Source organism: Streptomyces sp. NPDC002577 (assembly GCF_053594815.1).
Map to the genome: position 1 here is coordinate 39,552 of NZ_JBSFWK010000057.1, position 15,091 is coordinate 54,642.

General features: G+C 69.9%; 13 protein-coding genes. 7 read left to right on the forward strand and 6 right to left on the reverse strand.

Translation table 11 applies throughout. The features are described from left to right. The first annotated feature begins 271 nt into the window (after positions 1–271). Together ACWD4J_RS39215 and ACWD4J_RS39220 are read left to right on the forward strand one after the other, a co-directional pair. On the forward strand, positions 272–1,741 hold the full coding sequence (locus ACWD4J_RS39215) for a basic amino acid/polyamine antiporter (protein ID WP_451400332.1): 1,470 nt from the start codon (positions 272–274) through the stop codon (positions 1,739–1,741). Between the two features lie 57 nt (positions 1,742–1,798). After that, complete coding sequence (locus tag ACWD4J_RS39220; RefSeq protein ID WP_451400333.1) at positions 1,799–3,067, forward strand: arginine deiminase; 1,269 nt, start codon at positions 1,799–1,801, stop codon at positions 3,065–3,067. A gap of 37 nt (positions 3,068–3,104) precedes the next feature. Here the strand turns inward: ACWD4J_RS39220 and ACWD4J_RS39225 are convergent, their stop codons facing one another. From ACWD4J_RS39225 to ACWD4J_RS39235, 3 genes are all read right to left on the reverse strand, one after another. Further along, positions 3,105–4,370, reverse strand: a complete 1,266-nt coding sequence (locus ACWD4J_RS39225) for a YncE family protein (RefSeq protein ID WP_451400334.1) — start codon at positions 4,368–4,370, stop codon at positions 3,105–3,107. Between the two features lie 259 nt (positions 4,371–4,629). Continuing rightward, positions 4,630–6,264, reverse strand: coding sequence for a serine hydrolase (locus ACWD4J_RS39230; protein ID WP_451400335.1), 1,635 nt, complete (start codon positions 6,262–6,264; stop codon positions 4,630–4,632). A 79-nt stretch (positions 6,265–6,343) separates the two neighbouring features. Further along, the gene (locus tag ACWD4J_RS39235) at positions 6,344–6,889 is read right to left on the reverse strand and encodes a DUF6886 family protein (protein ID WP_451400336.1); all 546 of its coding nucleotides are present in this window, start codon (positions 6,887–6,889) and stop codon (positions 6,344–6,346) included. A 202-nt stretch (positions 6,890–7,091) separates the two neighbouring features. Between ACWD4J_RS39235 and ACWD4J_RS39240 the strand changes: the two genes are divergently transcribed. Continuing rightward, a complete protein-coding gene (locus tag ACWD4J_RS39240) occupies positions 7,092–7,772 on the forward strand; it encodes an LPXTG cell wall anchor domain-containing protein (protein ID WP_451400337.1) in 681 nt (226 codons plus the stop codon). A gap of 112 nt (positions 7,773–7,884) precedes the next feature. Here the strand turns inward: ACWD4J_RS39240 and ACWD4J_RS39245 are convergent, their stop codons facing one another. Beyond that, positions 7,885–8,706 carry a phytanoyl-CoA dioxygenase family protein gene (locus ACWD4J_RS39245; protein ID WP_451400346.1) on the reverse strand — a complete coding sequence of 274 codons (822 nt, stop codon included), beginning with the start codon at positions 8,704–8,706 and terminating at the stop codon, positions 7,885–7,887. Between the two features lie 79 nt (positions 8,707–8,785). Between ACWD4J_RS39245 and ACWD4J_RS39250 the strand changes: the two genes are divergently transcribed. Next, positions 8,786–9,760, forward strand: a complete 975-nt coding sequence (locus ACWD4J_RS39250) for a helix-turn-helix domain-containing protein (RefSeq protein WP_451400338.1) — start codon at positions 8,786–8,788, stop codon at positions 9,758–9,760. A 15-nt stretch (positions 9,761–9,775) separates the two neighbouring features. Here the strand turns inward: ACWD4J_RS39250 and ACWD4J_RS39255 are convergent, their stop codons facing one another. After that, positions 9,776–10,474: a YoaK family protein gene (locus ACWD4J_RS39255; RefSeq protein ID WP_451400339.1), complete on the reverse strand. Its 699-nt coding sequence runs from the start codon at positions 10,472–10,474 to the stop codon at positions 9,776–9,778. 251 nt (positions 10,475–10,725) lie between these two features. Between ACWD4J_RS39255 and ACWD4J_RS39260 the strand changes: the two genes are divergently transcribed. Both ACWD4J_RS39260 and ACWD4J_RS39265 read left to right on the forward strand, forming a co-directional pair. After that, the gene (locus tag ACWD4J_RS39260) at positions 10,726–12,339 is read left to right on the forward strand and encodes a serine/threonine-protein kinase (protein ID WP_451400340.1); all 1,614 of its coding nucleotides are present in this window, start codon (positions 10,726–10,728) and stop codon (positions 12,337–12,339) included. A gap of 82 nt (positions 12,340–12,421) precedes the next feature. Beyond that, positions 12,422–13,399, forward strand: coding sequence for a phosphotransferase family protein (locus ACWD4J_RS39265; protein WP_451400341.1), 978 nt, complete (start codon positions 12,422–12,424; stop codon positions 13,397–13,399). Positions 13,400–13,477: 78 nt separating this feature from the next. On the opposite strand, the gene ACWD4J_RS39270 is transcribed toward ACWD4J_RS39265, so the two are convergent. Beyond that, positions 13,478–14,137 carry a nucleoside/nucleotide kinase family protein gene (locus ACWD4J_RS39270; RefSeq protein WP_451400347.1) on the reverse strand — a complete coding sequence of 220 codons (660 nt, stop codon included), beginning with the start codon at positions 14,135–14,137 and terminating at the stop codon, positions 13,478–13,480. A gap of 281 nt (positions 14,138–14,418) precedes the next feature. Here ACWD4J_RS39270 and ACWD4J_RS39275 point away from each other — a divergent pair, with 281 nt between their 5' ends. Further along, positions 14,419–14,985: a hypothetical protein gene (locus ACWD4J_RS39275; RefSeq protein WP_451400342.1), complete on the forward strand. Its 567-nt coding sequence runs from the start codon at positions 14,419–14,421 to the stop codon at positions 14,983–14,985. The last annotated feature ends 106 nt before the right edge of the window (positions 14,986–15,091 follow it).

Below are 15,091 nucleotides of genomic sequence, written 5' to 3' on the forward strand. Positions count from 1 at the left end.
TATCGGACATGGTCCGGGAAGTCGACCAGACGGTAGGAGGGTTCCTTCTGGGCGTCAAGAGGGCGAGGGGGAAGGGGAGTTGGTCGGGCTGCCAGGCGGTCGCCGCCCACGTTCGGTCGGCTGCTCCCGTACGGGCCGCCGCGCGCCAAACGGACTATCGCGACATTTCACCATGTTGCTGGCTAATATCTCTGCGTGCGGGGAGGTGCCGGCAGGCCCGTCAACACACCGAGCAGCGACCCGGGAATCCGGCTGCACCAGTAGGACGGACATGACCCACACCGAATCGGACACCGGCACCGAGGCGCCGGCGCATCCGGCGAAGCTGTCGCTGCTGACACTCGCCATGATGGTCGTCGGCTCGATGGTCGGCGCGGGTGTCTTCTCGCTTCCGGCCCGTTTCGCCGAGGAGACCGGGGTAGCGGGTGCGCTGATCGCGTGGGCGGTCGCCGGCACCGGCATGCTCATGCTCGCCTTCGTCTTCCAGATGCTCGCGATCCGCAGACCCGACCTCGACTCAGGGGTCTACGCCTACGCCAAGGCGGGCTTCGGCGAGTACCTGGGCTTCTTCTCGGCGTTCGGCTACTGGGCGAGCGCCTGCGTCGGCAACGTGACGTACTGGGTGCTCATCATGTCGACGATCGGTGCCGTCGCGCCCGCCCTCGGTGAGGGCGACACCGTCCTCGCGGTGGTGATCTCCTCGGTGTGCCTGTGGTCGTTCTTCTTCCTGATCAAACGGGGCGTCAAGGAAGCGGCGGCCATCAACCGGATCGTCACCGTGGCCAAGGTCGTCCCGATCCTGGTCTTCGTCGTCATCGCGCTGTTCTATCTCGACCCCCACGTATTCGCCGAGAACTTCCGCGGCGCGGACTACGCCGGTCCACTGTTCCAGCAGGTCAAAGGCACCATGCTGGCCACGGTCTTCGTGTTCCTCGGCGTGGAGGGCGCCAGTGTCTACTCCCGCCACGCCAAGCGGCGCGAGGACGTCGGGCGCGCCACGGTGCTGGGATTCCTGAGCGTCTTCGCCATCTTCGCGTCGGTCACGATCGTGTCGTACGGCCTGCTGCCGATGGGCGAGATCGCCGATCTGCGCCAGCCCTCCATGGCCGGGGTGCTGGAGAGCGCGGTGGGCACCTGGGGCAAGGTCTTCGTCAGCGTGGGGCTGATCATCTCGGTGCTCGGTGCCTACCTCGCCTGGACGCTGATGGCGGCCGAGGTGCTGTACGTGGCCGCGATGGACCACGACATGCCCCGGTTCCTGCGGCGCGCCACCGACGCCGACGTGCCCGTGCCGGCCCTGCTGATGACGACCGTCCTCGTCCAGATCGTCCTCATCGTCACCCTGTTCTCCGCGGACGCGTTCAACTTCGCCCTCGATCTGACCAGCGCGCTGACCCTGATCCCGTTCCTGCTCGCGGCGGCCTTCGCCGTCAAGGTCGTCGCGGCACGACGGTCCGGCGGCGGACAGGGCTCGGCGGGACGGCGGGAGGGCTCGGCCGGCAACATCGTCGTGGCCCTGCTCGCCACCGTCTACACGGTCTTCCTGCTCTACGCCGCCGGTCTGAAGTACCTCCTGGTGTCGTTCATCATCTACGCGCCCGCGACGGTGCTGTTCGTGATGGCCCGCCGCGAGCAGGGCAGACGGCTTTTCTCACCGGGTGAGCTGGTCATCCTCGCCGTCTCCGTCGCCGGTGCGGTGATGGGCGTCATCGCGCTGGCCATGGGATGGATCAGCCTCTGACCGGTCGCCCGATCGCGTCCCCGGGACCCACCCACGTACGTCCAGAAAGGGCACCCCGTGACTAGCCAAGACTCCACCCCGACGACCCCGCCCGCCTACGGCGTCCACTCCGAGGTCGGCAAGCTGCGCAAGGTCCTGGTGTGCGCGCCCGGACTCGCGCACCGCAGGCTCACCCCCACCAACGCCGGCGACCTGCTGTTCGACGACGTGATGTGGGTGGAGAACGCCCAGCGGGACCACGCCGACTTCGTCAACAAGCTGCGCGGGCGCGGCGTCGACGTCGTCGAGCTGCACGACCTGCTCGCCCGGACGATGGCGATCCCCGAGGCGAAGACCTGGCTGCTCGACCGCAAGATCACCGCCAACGAGGTGGGGCTCGGGCTCGTCGACGACACGCGTGCCTTTCTCGAGACGCTCGACCCCGGGGCGCTCACGGAGTTCCTGATCGGCGGGCTCGCCACGGTCGACCTGCCGGACGAGTTCCGCTCCGGCTACCTCGCCCTGGCCCGCGAGTCGACGGGCGGGCGCGAATACCTCATGCCACCGCTGCCCAACACCCTCTACACACGCGACACGACCTGCTGGCTGTACGGCGGCCTCACCCTCAACCCGCTGTACTGGCCCGCCCGGCACGACGAGACCCTCCTGATGAAGGCGATCTACACCTTCCACCCCGACTTCGCCGGCTCCACGGTGTGGTGGGGAGACCCCGAACGCGACTGGGGCCAGGCGACGTTCGAGGGCGGCGACATCATGCCGGTCGGCAAGGGCGTCGTCCTGATGGGCATGAGCGAACGCACCTCGCGCCAGGCGATCACGCAGGTCGCCGCCGCACTGTTCGAACAGGGGGCTGCCCAGCACGTGATCGTCGCAGGCATGCCGAAACTGCGGTCCGCCATGCACCTGGACACCGTCTTCACCTTCGCCGACCGCGATCTGGTGACGCTGTACCCGACGATCATGGACGGCGTGCACACCTTCTCCCTGCGGCCGAGCGACAAGGCCCCCGGCATCGAGATCGCCGACGAAGGGTCCCGCCCGTTCGTCGACGTGGTCGCCAAGGCCCTCGGACTTCCCGAGCTGAGAGTCGTGGAGACGGGCGGCGACGTCTACGCCTCCGAACGGCAGCAGTGGGACAGCGGCAACAACGCCGTCGCCCTCGAGCCGGGAGTCGTCGTCACCTACGACCGCAACACCCAGACGAACACCCTGCTGCGCAAGGCGGGCATCGAGGTCATCACCATCGTCGGCGCCGAACTCGGCCGGGGGCGCGGCGGCGGGCACTGCATGACCTGCCCGATCGTCCGCGACCCCGTCGAGTTCTGAGCCCGGCCACGGCACAACGTACGCGTGAAGGGCTTGTTCAGCCCTCGGCGGGGCCCGTCCAGCCCGCGGCCACATGGCCGAGGCGCACGCGCTGAGGATGGTCGCCGACCGGCACGGACACGACCTTCCGGCCGGTCGCGAAGTCGATGGCGGTGACCTGGTCGGCGCCGCTCTCGGAGATGACGCAGGACTTCCCGTCGCCGCTCACCGTCGCCCAGTACGGCTTCGACGCGGCCACCAGCGGCCCCTCCTGGAGCGTCTCCCGGTCGACGACCGTCGCGTAGTCGTCCATCGTCCCGGCGATACACAGCTTGGTGCCCTGTGGATTCATCGACATACCGTGGTGGCGGGAGTCGTTGACCCAGGTGGTGCGGTCCTCGCTGGTCGCGGGGTTCTTCGGAAGGGTCTTGACGCGGGTGATCCTGTCCGAGGCGACGTCGTACTCGACGAAGCCGTTGAAGAACGAGACCTGGAAGTAGAGCTTCGACTCGTCGGGCGTGAACGCGACCGGCCGGACCGCGTCGGAGAGGTCCTTGCGGCCGAAGGCGTCGAGCTGCTCCCGCATGTCGATGACCTTGACCTGCTCGAAGGTGTTCGCGTCGACGACGGTGATACGGCGGTCGCCCTTCGTCCAGTCCAGCAACGGGTCGTCGAGGGCCGTGGTCACCTCGCCGATCGACATGTTCCACAGATACTTCCCGCCGTCCGTGAAGACGTTCTCGTGGGGCTTGTCGCCGGTCGCGAACGACCCGAGCTGCTTGCCGGTGTCGATGTCGAGGACGTGCACGGTGTTCGCCGTGGAGGCCGAGACGGCGACACGGGTGCCGTCGGGGGACACCGCCATGTGGTCCGCGCGGTAACCCGACACCGGGAAGCGCCAGTTGATCCGGCCGGTGGCGAGGTCGATGGACACCACGTCGGCGAAGCTCGGGCGGGACACGACGACGGCCGACCCGTCGGGCGTGGAGTACATGTCGTCGACGAACTGGTCGTGTCCCTCGCCGGGCCCGTTCCGGACCCCGAGGAAGTAGATCAGCTTGATCGGGTCGAGGTAGATCTCCTTGAGGCGCTCGTCCTTGTCCGGGACGACGTCGACACGGCCGATCCTGGCGAAGTCGCCCCGGGACTCGATGACGTCGGCGGTGCCGTCCCAGTTGTTGCCGACGAACATGACCTCGCGCAGATCGCCGGCGCTCTGCTGCACGGACGCGGCGGGGGCGGCGGTCGCCGTCGAGGGCCCGGCGAGAGCCAGCGCGAGGGCGGCGGCCATGGTGCAGACGTGCCTGGTTCCGGGGACGGGCATCGTCGGTCTCCTTATTGCCGGGGCATGACAAGCCGGTGGGGGTGGGGGTGCGGTTCGCTCGGACGGCAGGGTGGCGGAACCTGAACAATGCTCGCGTTCGGCCCGGCTTACTGGAAAGTAAGGAAGGAGCGGCACTCTCCACAAGACTCCGTGCAGGACAAAACCGGTCGGCCCGCACCTCGCGACAGGCGGGGCGCGGGCCGAGGGCCTTCGAACTGTCCCCGTCAGGCGATCGACCCCGCGTCGCGGATGCAGGAACTCAACTCCGTGTGAAGGTACCGAGCCCGTTCGCGTCGAGCGCCTCCACGCGGACCTTCGTGATCTCACCGTCGGGGTCGGCGGTGAACTCGACACCCGACAGGCCGGAGGCGTTCTCGCCCGTGGTCTCGTAGCTGAAGGTGTCGCCGTCGTAGTGCCGGAGCCGGAACTTCATGTTCTTCGGGCCCAGTTGCATGAACAGGGCGTCGTCCTCGGTGCTCACCGTCATCGGGCCGTAGAAGTCGTTGGCGTAGGTAGCCGTGTAGGCGCTGTTCGCCCGAGCGGGCCTCGGCTCTGCCGGGGGCCTGGAATAGTCGGTCCGGGAGTGTGCGGCCTCCGCCTGCCGTTGGAAGACCCGGCCGACGAGCGTCAGCCAGTCCACCGTGGGCCGGCCGGTCTGCGCGATGTCGAAGAAGTCGGAGGCGATCGCCTCGGCGACGCCCACGGGCTGGCCGTTGGTGAGGACGACGATGCCGAGCTGTTCCGACGGCAGCATTGTGACATTGGTGGCCGCGCCGAGGTCGAAGGCGCCGGAGTGGCTGAGGCGCACGCGCCCCTGGTCGTCGTAGCCGACGTTCCAGCCCAGGCCGTAGAACCCGGATCGGCCGGCCGCGGCCGGCGGTGGCTGGGAGAGGATGTGCGGGACATACGTCTCGTCCAGGGCCGCGGAGTCGATGATCTGCCGCCCGTCGTACCTGCCGTCGGCGAGCTGCAGCCGCAGCCACTTGGTCATGTCCCGGACCGTGGAGCTGGCGCCGCCCGCCGGGCTCTGCGTGTCGGCGTTCCGTACGTACCTCGCCTGCCAGGAGCCGTCGACCCTCACATGCGTGACGGCCTTGTTCGACGCCCGCTCGTAGTCGGCGAAGCGGGAGCTGGTGGATGTCATGCCCAGCGGCTTGTACAACTCCCGCTCGGACAGCTCCTCCCAACTCGTCTCCTCCGCCGCGGCCACCGCATCCGCGGCCGCGGTGACGCCGAAATTCGTGTACGCGTACGAGGCGCGGAACGGCGCGAGCGGCTCGTATTTCAGACGGCTCAGGATGTACGCGCGGTCATAACCCAGGTCCTCGAGGAGATCGCCCGCGTGGTCGGGCAGACCGCTGCGGTGGGAGAACAGGTCGGCGACGGTCGCATGGCGGGTGACCCACGGATCCTTCAGCGCGAAGCCGGGGCTGTACTTCACCACCGGGTCGTTCCAGCCGACCGCCTTCTGGCCGACGGCTGCGGCGACGACGGTGGAGGCGAGCGGTTTGGACACCGAGGCGAGTTGGAACACGGTGTCCGCGTCGACCGTGCCCGGCTCTCCGATCTTGCGTTTTCCGAATCCCTTCAGATAGAGCACACGGTCGCGGTGAACGACTCCCACGGCCACACCGGGCACGCCTGTCCGCCGCATGGCGCCGCGGACCACGTCGTCGAGCCGGTCCACCGCCTCCTCCACCCTGGCCTGCGTGAGCTGCGGCGGGGGTTGCGGCGGCGGAGCACTGGCCAGGGCGGACGGCGGCACGGTGCCGTTCGGCAGGTCCACGTTGAGCGCCCGCGGACCGGTACAGCCGGCCGCGACCGCGATCGTCACCAGGACCAGTGCCGCGACGGTACGGCGTGATGCCATGGGCACCCGGTCGAGGCGGATCATGTCCACCAGTCAAGCCCAGGTGCGCAGGCGTGTCGCATCTTCGGCGGCGAACAGGGTGACCGTAGTCCGGACGCCCCCCTCAGCTCCGTACGGGCCTCGGCGCGGCGTTCCGTAGCCGGATGCCGCTGAACCCCAGCGTGCTGCCGATCACCGCATCCCAGAACTCCCAGAGGTTGTCGAGCACGCGCACCTGGATGCCCGCCTCCCGGTGGAGCTCGAGAAGATCGCCGACCGGCTCCGCGGGACCGAGCGGTTCGACCGGCTCGACGGCCACATGGGCGTGCGGTACGGGCTCGCCGAACGGCCGGAAAGAGGTGGCCGGCAACCTGTACGCGAACAGTTCGACACTCAGGAACTGCTTCACCCAGCCGTACTCGACCGCATGCACCCGCTCACCGCCGCCCGGCCCGAGAATGCGCTCCCGGTCGCTCTCCGATGTGCCCGGCACGGTCCAGGCCATGGCCCGCGGGCACTGGCGGGGAAACCAGTAGTCCGGCGCCCGGACATCGTCGACGGCCCACACGTACGCCTCCGGCTGCCGGGCCGTGGCCGCGACGTGCGGACGGAACACGGTGATGGCGGGGTCTTCCGAGAAATGCAGGACTTCACCAGGTCGTGGACGCATGACCACAGGTCTACCGCAGAGCCGTCAAGGAGCGGCGTTGAACAGCGCGTTGACCGCATTGACCCGATCGTTACGCGGACCAATGGGGCGAGTGGCACCTTCTGGTGCGTATACGCAGCCCTGCGTCTTGACGTGTTGATCAGTAACACAGGAAGCTGAGCCGCCCCCCACGGCATCCCTCCCTTCCCACGTTGGATTGCCCATGCGCACGCTCGCTTCCGCCAGCGCGACCGTGGCCGCCGTCGCGGTCTCGCTGGTCATGTCCCCCTCCGCCTTCGCCACCGTTCCCGGCGACAACGGCACCGTGAAGATTCACGACGCCACCACGGGTGAGGAACTCCGCAAGAACGAACCGCACGTCTGCACCTTCTACCTCGACGCCTTCGGATTCGACGCCGGCCAGGAGGTCGACTGGCACATCGAGGCGTGGGCCCCGACGGCCGACGTCAAGGGCGAGACGGTCAAGACCGGTTCGCTGACGCTCGACGACGATGGCCACGGCCGCTCGGATGACCTGTCCCTCCCGGACGGCCACTACAAGCTGTTCTGGAACTTCGACGGTGAGAACGGCCGGGCCAAGCACAAGGTCTTCTGGACCGACTGCGAGGACGACACCGAAGCCGGAGCCACCACGCCGTCCGCGTCCGCGTCCGCGTCCGCAACGCCGTCAGGCACCGCGGGCCCGACGTCGTCATCCTCCTCCTCGGCCGAGGCGGCCTCGGGGGCCTCGTCCTCTCCCTCGGCGCAGGGTGCCGAGGGTGACCTGGCCGAGACCGGCAACGGCGCACCGGTCGGCGTCCTGTCGACGGCGGCGGCAGCCCTCGTCGCGGCGGGCGGCTACCTGGTGTTCCGGCGCCGCAGGTCCGCGACCGCGCAGGACTGACCCCTCCCGGCCCCGGCCGGCATGTGAGGGTGCCCCCGTGCTCGTACGGCGCACGGGGGCACCTTTGTGTCCGGGACGAACCGTGATCCGCGGCGGATCAGGTCGATGCCGGTCAGTGCGGGCCGTTCGGAGCGAACTCCGTGCCGCAGGGGCCCGCACCCTCGCTCTCCGGGAGGGCGAGACGCCGGCCGTCCATCGTCAGGGCGTCGTACCAGTGCCCGATCCGCTCAGCGGAGCGACCGGCGTAGTGGCAGATGAACGAGCGGCGGAAGCGGTCGGTGGTGCGGTTCGGTTGGGAGCCGTGGACCAGGCTGCCGTTGAAGAACAGGACGTCGCCGGGGGCCATGTCGACGGGCACGGCGGTCAGGCCGGGCGGCGGAGGCACATACTCGCGCGCGAACGACACACCTGGGTCCGCCTCCTCCGGGCAGAACAGGTCCATCCGGTGCGTGCCCGGCACCACTTCCAGGCCGCCGTTGTCCCGGTCGATGACGTCGCAGGCGATCCAGGCGGCGACACAGGTGCCCGGCTCCACCCGCAGATAGAAGTTGTCCTGGTGCAGCGCCTGGCCGCGTGCGCCGGGCGGCTTGAAGTAGAACATGCTCTGGGCGGCCAGGACTTCCTCGCCGAGGATGGCCTCCAGGACGTCGCGCAGCCGCGGCTCGAGGAGGAAACGCAGGGCCAGGTCGTTGATCCGATGCGGGTGCATCACCCGGGGGTAGAGGTGCAGAGGGTCGGCGGGAGTGCCGGTCCCGGTCGCGCGCGGCTCGAAGTGCCCCGGTATGGGACCGGCGGCGTGGAGCGCGGTGAACTCGGCGTTCAGTGCCTCGATTTCGGCGGGGGCGAACAGAGCGCGCACTACCGTGAAGCCCTCTTCGTCGAACTGCCGGCGGGCGGCATCGAGGAGTGCGGCGCTGTCGCTGTCGACGTCCATATCTGTGACTGCCATGCGCTGGACCCTTCCGGTCGGGGGAGTATGCAGGTCACGCTAGGTCGTGACCGGAGCCGGGAGGATGCCTGTGCATGCTGATGGATTGCCTGAGACTGCTGACGTCTCGTCTCCCGGGGCGTCCGCTGCGGCGGGTGCACTGCCGCGTACCGCGCCGTCCCCACCGTCCGGCCTGGTGACCATCGGCTGCTTCGACCAGCCGCCGGGATACGCCGTGAACCGGCCGCACGGCGCGGACAGCTGGCTGTTCACCTGGACCACGGGCGGGTGTGGACAGCTCGTCCAGGGTGCGGTGCCGGTGGATGCGGCAGCGGGGGACCTGGTGGTGCTGGGCCCCGGCACACCGCACCGGTACGCGGTCGCTCCCGGGGCACGCCACTGGGCGTTCTGGTGGGTGCACTGCCAGGCCAGGGCGTCGTGGTCCACATGGCTGCGCCCGTACGCCCGGGGCGACCGGACGTACGCCGTCACGCCCGCAACCGGCATACGGGGACGCGTCGACACGGCGTTCCGCCGGATGCTCGCCGACGCCCGCTGGACGGGGCACGGCACGCCCCGGCCCGAGACCGAGCCGGCGACCGGGCAGGTCGCCGTCGCCCACGGCACCGCCGCGCGGGAACTCGCGCTCTGCTCCCTGGAGGAGGTCGTGCTGCTCGCCACGGCCACCGCCCGTGCGGATCGGTACGAGTCCGGCATCGACCCCCGAGTGCGGCAGGCCGAGGAACTGATGGACGCCGATCCCGGAGCGCCGCACACGGTCCGGTCGCTCGCCGCCGAAGTCGCGCTGTCGCCCTCCCGGTTCGCCCACCTGTTCACGCAGCAGGTCGGCCAGTCGCCGATGCGAGCGCTGCAACAGGCACGGTTGCGCCATGCGGCCCGGCTGCTGGAGGTCACAGAACTGCCGGCGGAACGGGTTGCCGCGCTGTCCGGCTTCACAAGCCCGTTCCACTTCAGCAGGGTGTTCCGGCAGCGGTACGGAGCTCCGCCCGGCGCCTACCGGGACGGGTTGCGGCAGAGCGCTTCGGGGGAGCAGCGGTAGGTGCGGCCTGCCGGGCTACGGGGTCTCGGCCCGCGGACGGGTGGCGGTGGCCGCCACGACGACCAACGGCACCAGCGCCAGCCCGAGTGCCGACGCGGGTCCCGCGTGGAGGTGGAGCAGCCCCCCGAACACAGCACCCACGATCATCGCGGCGACCGAGCACAGGCGCCGCAGGAGCGCGAAACCGGGGGTGTCCGCGGCCAGCCCGGTGAGGGTGGAGGTCACGACGACGGTGGTGCTCAGTTCGGGTACGGCCAGCTTGCGCACGGCGGCGTTCTGAAGGCCCATCCCGCCCGCGAGGAGTGCGATGAGAACGGCACGGGCCACCGTGCCGTTCTGACCCGCCAATCCGGCGACGGCCACCGCGGCTGCCACGAGAACGGCGTGTCCCGCGGTGGCCCGGACGAACACGTGCTGCGGGTCATCAGTGCGCAGGTGCAGCCGTCCGGCCGACCAGGCCCCCAGCACGAACGCGCCGAGGGCCAGCGTGGACGCCCAGGCCGAGAGACCGCCCGCGCCCGCCATGGCGAAGCCGAGGAAGACCACGTTCCCCGTCATGTTGGCGACGAAGACATGGCCGAGGCCCAGGTAGCTCACCGCGTCGACGATGCCGGTCACGACGGTGAGCAGAACGAGCAGAGCCGGCACGGCGCCGAAGCGGTTCATGCCGTGCGGGAACATGCGGTCGGAAACACGGAGCAGAAGCGCTCTCATACGGGCCTGCCTTGCATACGCCCATGGTGGGGGCGCGGTCTGCGCCCGTCCCGTAGGCGCCGCCGTGGGGCGGCACCGGACCGCATCGGGAGCCCGGCCCCGTCGCGCTCAGGTGCTGTGCACAGGCCGCCTCCTTCGGTCCCTCGTCACCTGCGCCTTCGGCCCCTCCTCTCACCTGCAGAAGCCCTGACGGCCCGCCCTTTCTCGGCTAGCCTGCTCGCTGTCCGGAAGGCGGGCATCGGGGGGCAGGCGTGCAGGAGTTGAGGCCGGACGACCCGCGGCAGGTCGGGCCGTACACGGTCACCGGAAGGCTCGGCTCCGGCGGCATGGGCGAGGTCTTCCTCGGTCGTTCGCGCAGCGGCAGGGCCGTGGCGATCAAGATCGTGCGCGCCGCGATCGCCGCCGACCCGGGGTTCCGCAGCCGCTTCCGGCAAGAGGTCGATGCCGCACGCAGGGTGGGCGGCTTCTGGACCGCACCGGTGGTCGACGCCGACCCGGACGCCGCCATGCCCTGGGTCGCCAGCCAGTACGTACCCGCTCCCGACCTCGGCGCCCTCGTCACCGGCAGCGGGGCGCTGGCGGAGCACGAGGTGCAGGAGCTGGGGACGGGGCTCGCGGAAGCCCTGCAGTCCATTCACCGGGCAGGGCTGGTGCACCGGGATCTGAAGCCGTCGAACGTCCTGGTCACCGACGACGGCCCGCGCGTCATCGACTTCGGCATCTCCAAGGCGCTGGAAGGCACCACCACGGGCCTGACCGGCACCGGCATGGTCATCGGGACGCCCCGCTTCATGTCCCCGGAACAGGCTTCCGGCGCCCCGGTCGGCACGGCGAGCGACGTCTTCTCGCTCGGCTCGGTACTGGTATTCGCCGCCACGGGCCGGGGCCCTTTCGGCGAGGGCACGGTCCCCGCGCTCCTCTATCGCGTCGTGCACGACGAACCGGACCTGACCGCGGTGCCGGAGCGGCTGCGGCAGGTACTGAGCATGTGCCTGGACAAGCACCCGGAACTGCGGCCGTCGGCCTCGCAGTTGCTCGATGTGCTGGCCGGCGGGAACGCCGGACACGACGGTGCCGCCCAGCCGAGCGGGGCGTCATGGGCAGCGGACGGCAGCCGCACCGGCCCCGTACCGCCACCTGGACCGACGGGTCGTGTCACGGTGGCGGACCCCGAGCCGGCGGTGGTGGAGCCGGAGGCGGAGGGCCCTCAGCCGGGACCGGGCGGAGGCGAGGACGCGAGGGCGCACGAAGAGGGTCGGCGGAACGAGTCGCGAGCCTTCGCATCGTCGGCCACGGACGACGGCTACCGCCTCGAGACCCGGTCCGCGAACGCGACCAAGGTGAGCGGCGGTTTCACGCTGTTCATGGCCCTGCTGTTTCTCGGGCCGATGACCGTTCTGGCGCTCCTCGTCGGGTTCCGGCTCCCAGTGACGGCAGCAATCACGGTGACGGCTGTGCTCTGCACGCTGCTGTCCATAGGCGCGGATGCGGCCTTCAGACGTACCCGGAAAGTGTCCGTCAGAGCAGAGCGCGACGGGCTGCACCTCACATCCGGACGAACGACCTGGCACAAGTCGTGGAGCGACCTGATCAGCGTCACCCTGGCGGTGACAAGCAGGAAGAGCCTGACCAGCCTGGGGCTCAAAGTCACTGTTCTCGGTGGTGCCGCCCAGAACACTCCGAAGGCCTTCGCCGTCCCGAAAACCGACGGGCGCAGGTTGCTCCTCCACCTGAACCTCCCCGAAGGACGGGTGACGGCCGTGCAGCTGGCCGCACTGCATTCCGCCATGCTGCGGCACGGCGGAGGCGTGTACGAACCTGATGCCGCCTTCGTCGCGGAGTTGAGCAGCGTGACAAACGGCTAGCGTCAGCCCAAGACGGCAACCATCATGGGAGCGCTCCCGAACCCCCGCAGCCACAGCCACAGCCACCGAAAGTGTTCCCGCGATGCAGAGTCAGACCAAGCGCCGTCTCACCGCCGCTCAACTCGACGCCCTCCTGAGGGAATCCGCCGGGACCGGATGCCGGCTCGAAGCCGAGTTGACGGACGGCTGGTTCAACACGGCGTACCGGGTCCTGCTCGACGACGGCCGCTCCGCCATCGTCAAACTGGCACCGCCCCCCGAAGTCCCCGTACTGCGCTACGAGCGCGGCATCATGGCCACCGAGGCCATGGTCTACCGCCGGGCCGGCGGGGACCCGGCCGGCATACCCATGCCGGAACTCCTCTTCGACGGCGCCGACTTCCTGGCCGTGTCCGTGCTGGACGGCACCCCTTGGGACAAGCTGTCCGACGCTCTGCCGGCCTCCGCACACTCCACCATGCGACACCAGCTGGGCCGGCTCACCGCACGTCTGCACTCACTCACGTCCGAGGACGGCCGCTTCGGCTACCCGGCACCTGAGGCAGGGCTCTCCGCGCCCGACTGGCGCAGCGCGTTCACCGCCATGGTCGAGGCCATCCTGGACGACGCCGCGCGCTGGCAGTCCCCGCTGGGGATCAGCGCGGCGGACGTACGGGTTCTGGTCGCGGAGGGAGGGGACGCGCTGGACGAGATCACCGAGCCCCGTCTGGTCCACTTCGACCTGTGGCCCGGCAACGTCTTCGTCGACGGCTCGGCACCCCGTGTCACCGGCATCATCGACCACGAACGTGCCTTCTGGGGCGACCCGGCCGCCGAGCTTGTCTCGCTCGCCTTCGGCGGCGAAACGGGCCCCGACAGCGAACTCGTCGCGGGCTACACCGAGGCAGGCGGCCGGTTCGGCTCCGGCCCGGCTTTCGAGCACCGCCTTGCCCTCTACCGGCTGTACCTGGGCCTGATCCTCGTCGTCGAGTGCGGACCGCGCGGCTACGACGCCGAGCACCTGGCCTTTTGCCGAGGGGCCCTGGACGGATGGGTGGACGAGTTGCGCAAGCTGGGATGAAGGCGCCCGCATCGGCTGACCGCTCGGCACCGGCATGGGCGGTGACGGCGAGGGCGGTGACTGCTGGGGCGGCGGCGATCAGTCCGGGTCACCGCCGCGCCGGCCCGGCAGGGCGGCCGCGGTGACGATCAGGTCGGCGCGATGACGGCTTCCGGCGATCAGGTCGGCATTGCGCTGGTCGGAGCCCAGCACCCACGCCACCGCTTCCTCGTGGCCCTTGCCGAACTGCTCATGCCGGGCGACCAGGCGCCGTACGCGCTCGTCCTCGTCGAGCTCGCAGTACCAGACCTCGTCCAACAGGGACCGGACACGCGCCCACGAGCCCTCGGTCAGCAGAAGGTAGTTGCCCTCGGTAACGATCAGCCGGGCGGTGCGCGGCACGGGGATGGCGCCCGCGATCGGCTGTTCCAGAACGCGCTCGAAACCCGGCGCGTAGACGATGTCGTCCTCCTCGTCGCCCAGGCGGCGCAGCAGCGCGGCGTAGCCCGCGGAGTCGAAGGTGTCGGGCGCGCCCTTGCGGTCGCGGCGGCCCAGGCGGTCCAGTTCGACGTCGGCGAGATGGAAGCCGTCCATCGGTACATGGGCGGCCCAGGGCGGTCCGTCGGCGTTGAGCCGCTGGACCAGCTGTTCGGCGAGCGTGGTCTTCCCGGCCCCAGGGCTGCCCGTGATGCCGAGGAGCGCGCGCCGGTCCGGCCGTACGAGGGACGCGGCACGGGTGACGAGGTCGTCGAGCGTCATCGCCGGGCGCCGCTCGCCGCGAGTGGGCACAGCCATTCGGGATCGTGCTCCTCGATGGTCATGGGTCGGTGTCCCGCCGCGCGCGTCGGCTGAGGACATCGGGCTCTGCCGAGGGTGCCGTGGTGCTCCATCCGGGTCAAGGTGCTCCATCCGCTCCGGGACCGTTCCTCGGTTCACCCGTTACACAAGTGCGGGCCGGGCTGGGCCGATGCCGCCCGGTGACGCACGGAATGTACAGAATCGTGGACGAGATGGCGGGTTGATCGTTGAGAACGGAAACCATGAACGCAGGAGCAGTCGAAGTGCGGGCCGCAGCCGGGGCCGGACCGGAGCACAGGACTGCCGGCCGCAGGCGCACCGTGACGGCGGCGACGGCGGTGGCCGTGTTGGGCCTCGCGGGGGTGGTCGGCTGTGGATGGCAGGCCTCCGGTTCGGACGGCCGGATCGGCGAGCGACTGACGGCGGGGGCGTCGAACTCCGCCTCGGGCGGGTCCTCTTCGTCCTCGTCGAGGAACTCGAGGAACTCGACGGACTCGACGAACTCACGGGACCTGGACTCTGCGCCGTTGGTCGCCCGCGACTCCGATGTGAAGGCGTGCTTCGACGGGAGATGCGAGATCGCGGTGTCCGAGCCCACGGAGATCCCCGTCGACAGCCGCTTCGGGATCGACCTGGTCTCCGTCACCCTGGTCACCCCCGACACCGTGTCCATGCGGGCGACCGGAAACGGCAACTCGTTGCAGACCACGAGCGGTGCCGGCGGCATCTGCATCCTCAACGGGCTCACCATCAGGGTGAAGTCGGTCCATGACGGTACGGCCGTTCTCGCCTTCTCCGCCACGGCCTAGGCCGGCCTAGCCCCAATGGCGGTGACTTAGGTTCTGTCCTGCCGGGTGATGGTGACGGTGACGGTGTCCGGTGCGGGTGGTGTCCCGTTGCGATGCTCGGCCCGTT

Coding starts and splice junctions, on each gene's coding strand:
- ACWD4J_RS39215 (WP_451400332.1), top strand. CDS start 272: ATGACCCACACCGAATCGGACACCGGCACCGAGGCGCCGGCGCATCCG.
- ACWD4J_RS39225 (WP_451400334.1), bottom strand. CDS start 4,370: ATGCCCGTCCCCGGAACCAGGCACGTCTGCACCATGGCCGCCGCCCTC.
- ACWD4J_RS39230 (WP_451400335.1), bottom strand. CDS start 6,264: ATGATCCGCCTCGACCGGGTGCCCATGGCATCACGCCGTACCGTCGCG.
- ACWD4J_RS39235 (WP_451400336.1), bottom strand. CDS start 6,889: ATGCGTCCACGACCTGGTGAAGTCCTGCATTTCTCGGAAGACCCCGCC.
- ACWD4J_RS39240 (WP_451400337.1), top strand. CDS start 7,092: ATGCGCACGCTCGCTTCCGCCAGCGCGACCGTGGCCGCCGTCGCGGTC.
- ACWD4J_RS39245 (WP_451400346.1), bottom strand. CDS start 8,706: ATGGACGTCGACAGCGACAGCGCCGCACTCCTCGATGCCGCCCGCCGG.
- ACWD4J_RS39250 (WP_451400338.1), top strand. CDS start 8,786: ATGCCTGTGCATGCTGATGGATTGCCTGAGACTGCTGACGTCTCGTCT.
- ACWD4J_RS39255 (WP_451400339.1), bottom strand. CDS start 10,474: ATGAGAGCGCTTCTGCTCCGTGTTTCCGACCGCATGTTCCCGCACGGC.
- ACWD4J_RS39265 (WP_451400341.1), top strand. CDS start 12,422: ATGCAGAGTCAGACCAAGCGCCGTCTCACCGCCGCTCAACTCGACGCC.
- ACWD4J_RS39270 (WP_451400347.1), bottom strand. CDS start 14,137: ATGACGCTCGACGACCTCGTCACCCGTGCCGCGTCCCTCGTACGGCCG.
- ACWD4J_RS39275 (WP_451400342.1), top strand. CDS start 14,419: ATGAACGCAGGAGCAGTCGAAGTGCGGGCCGCAGCCGGGGCCGGACCG.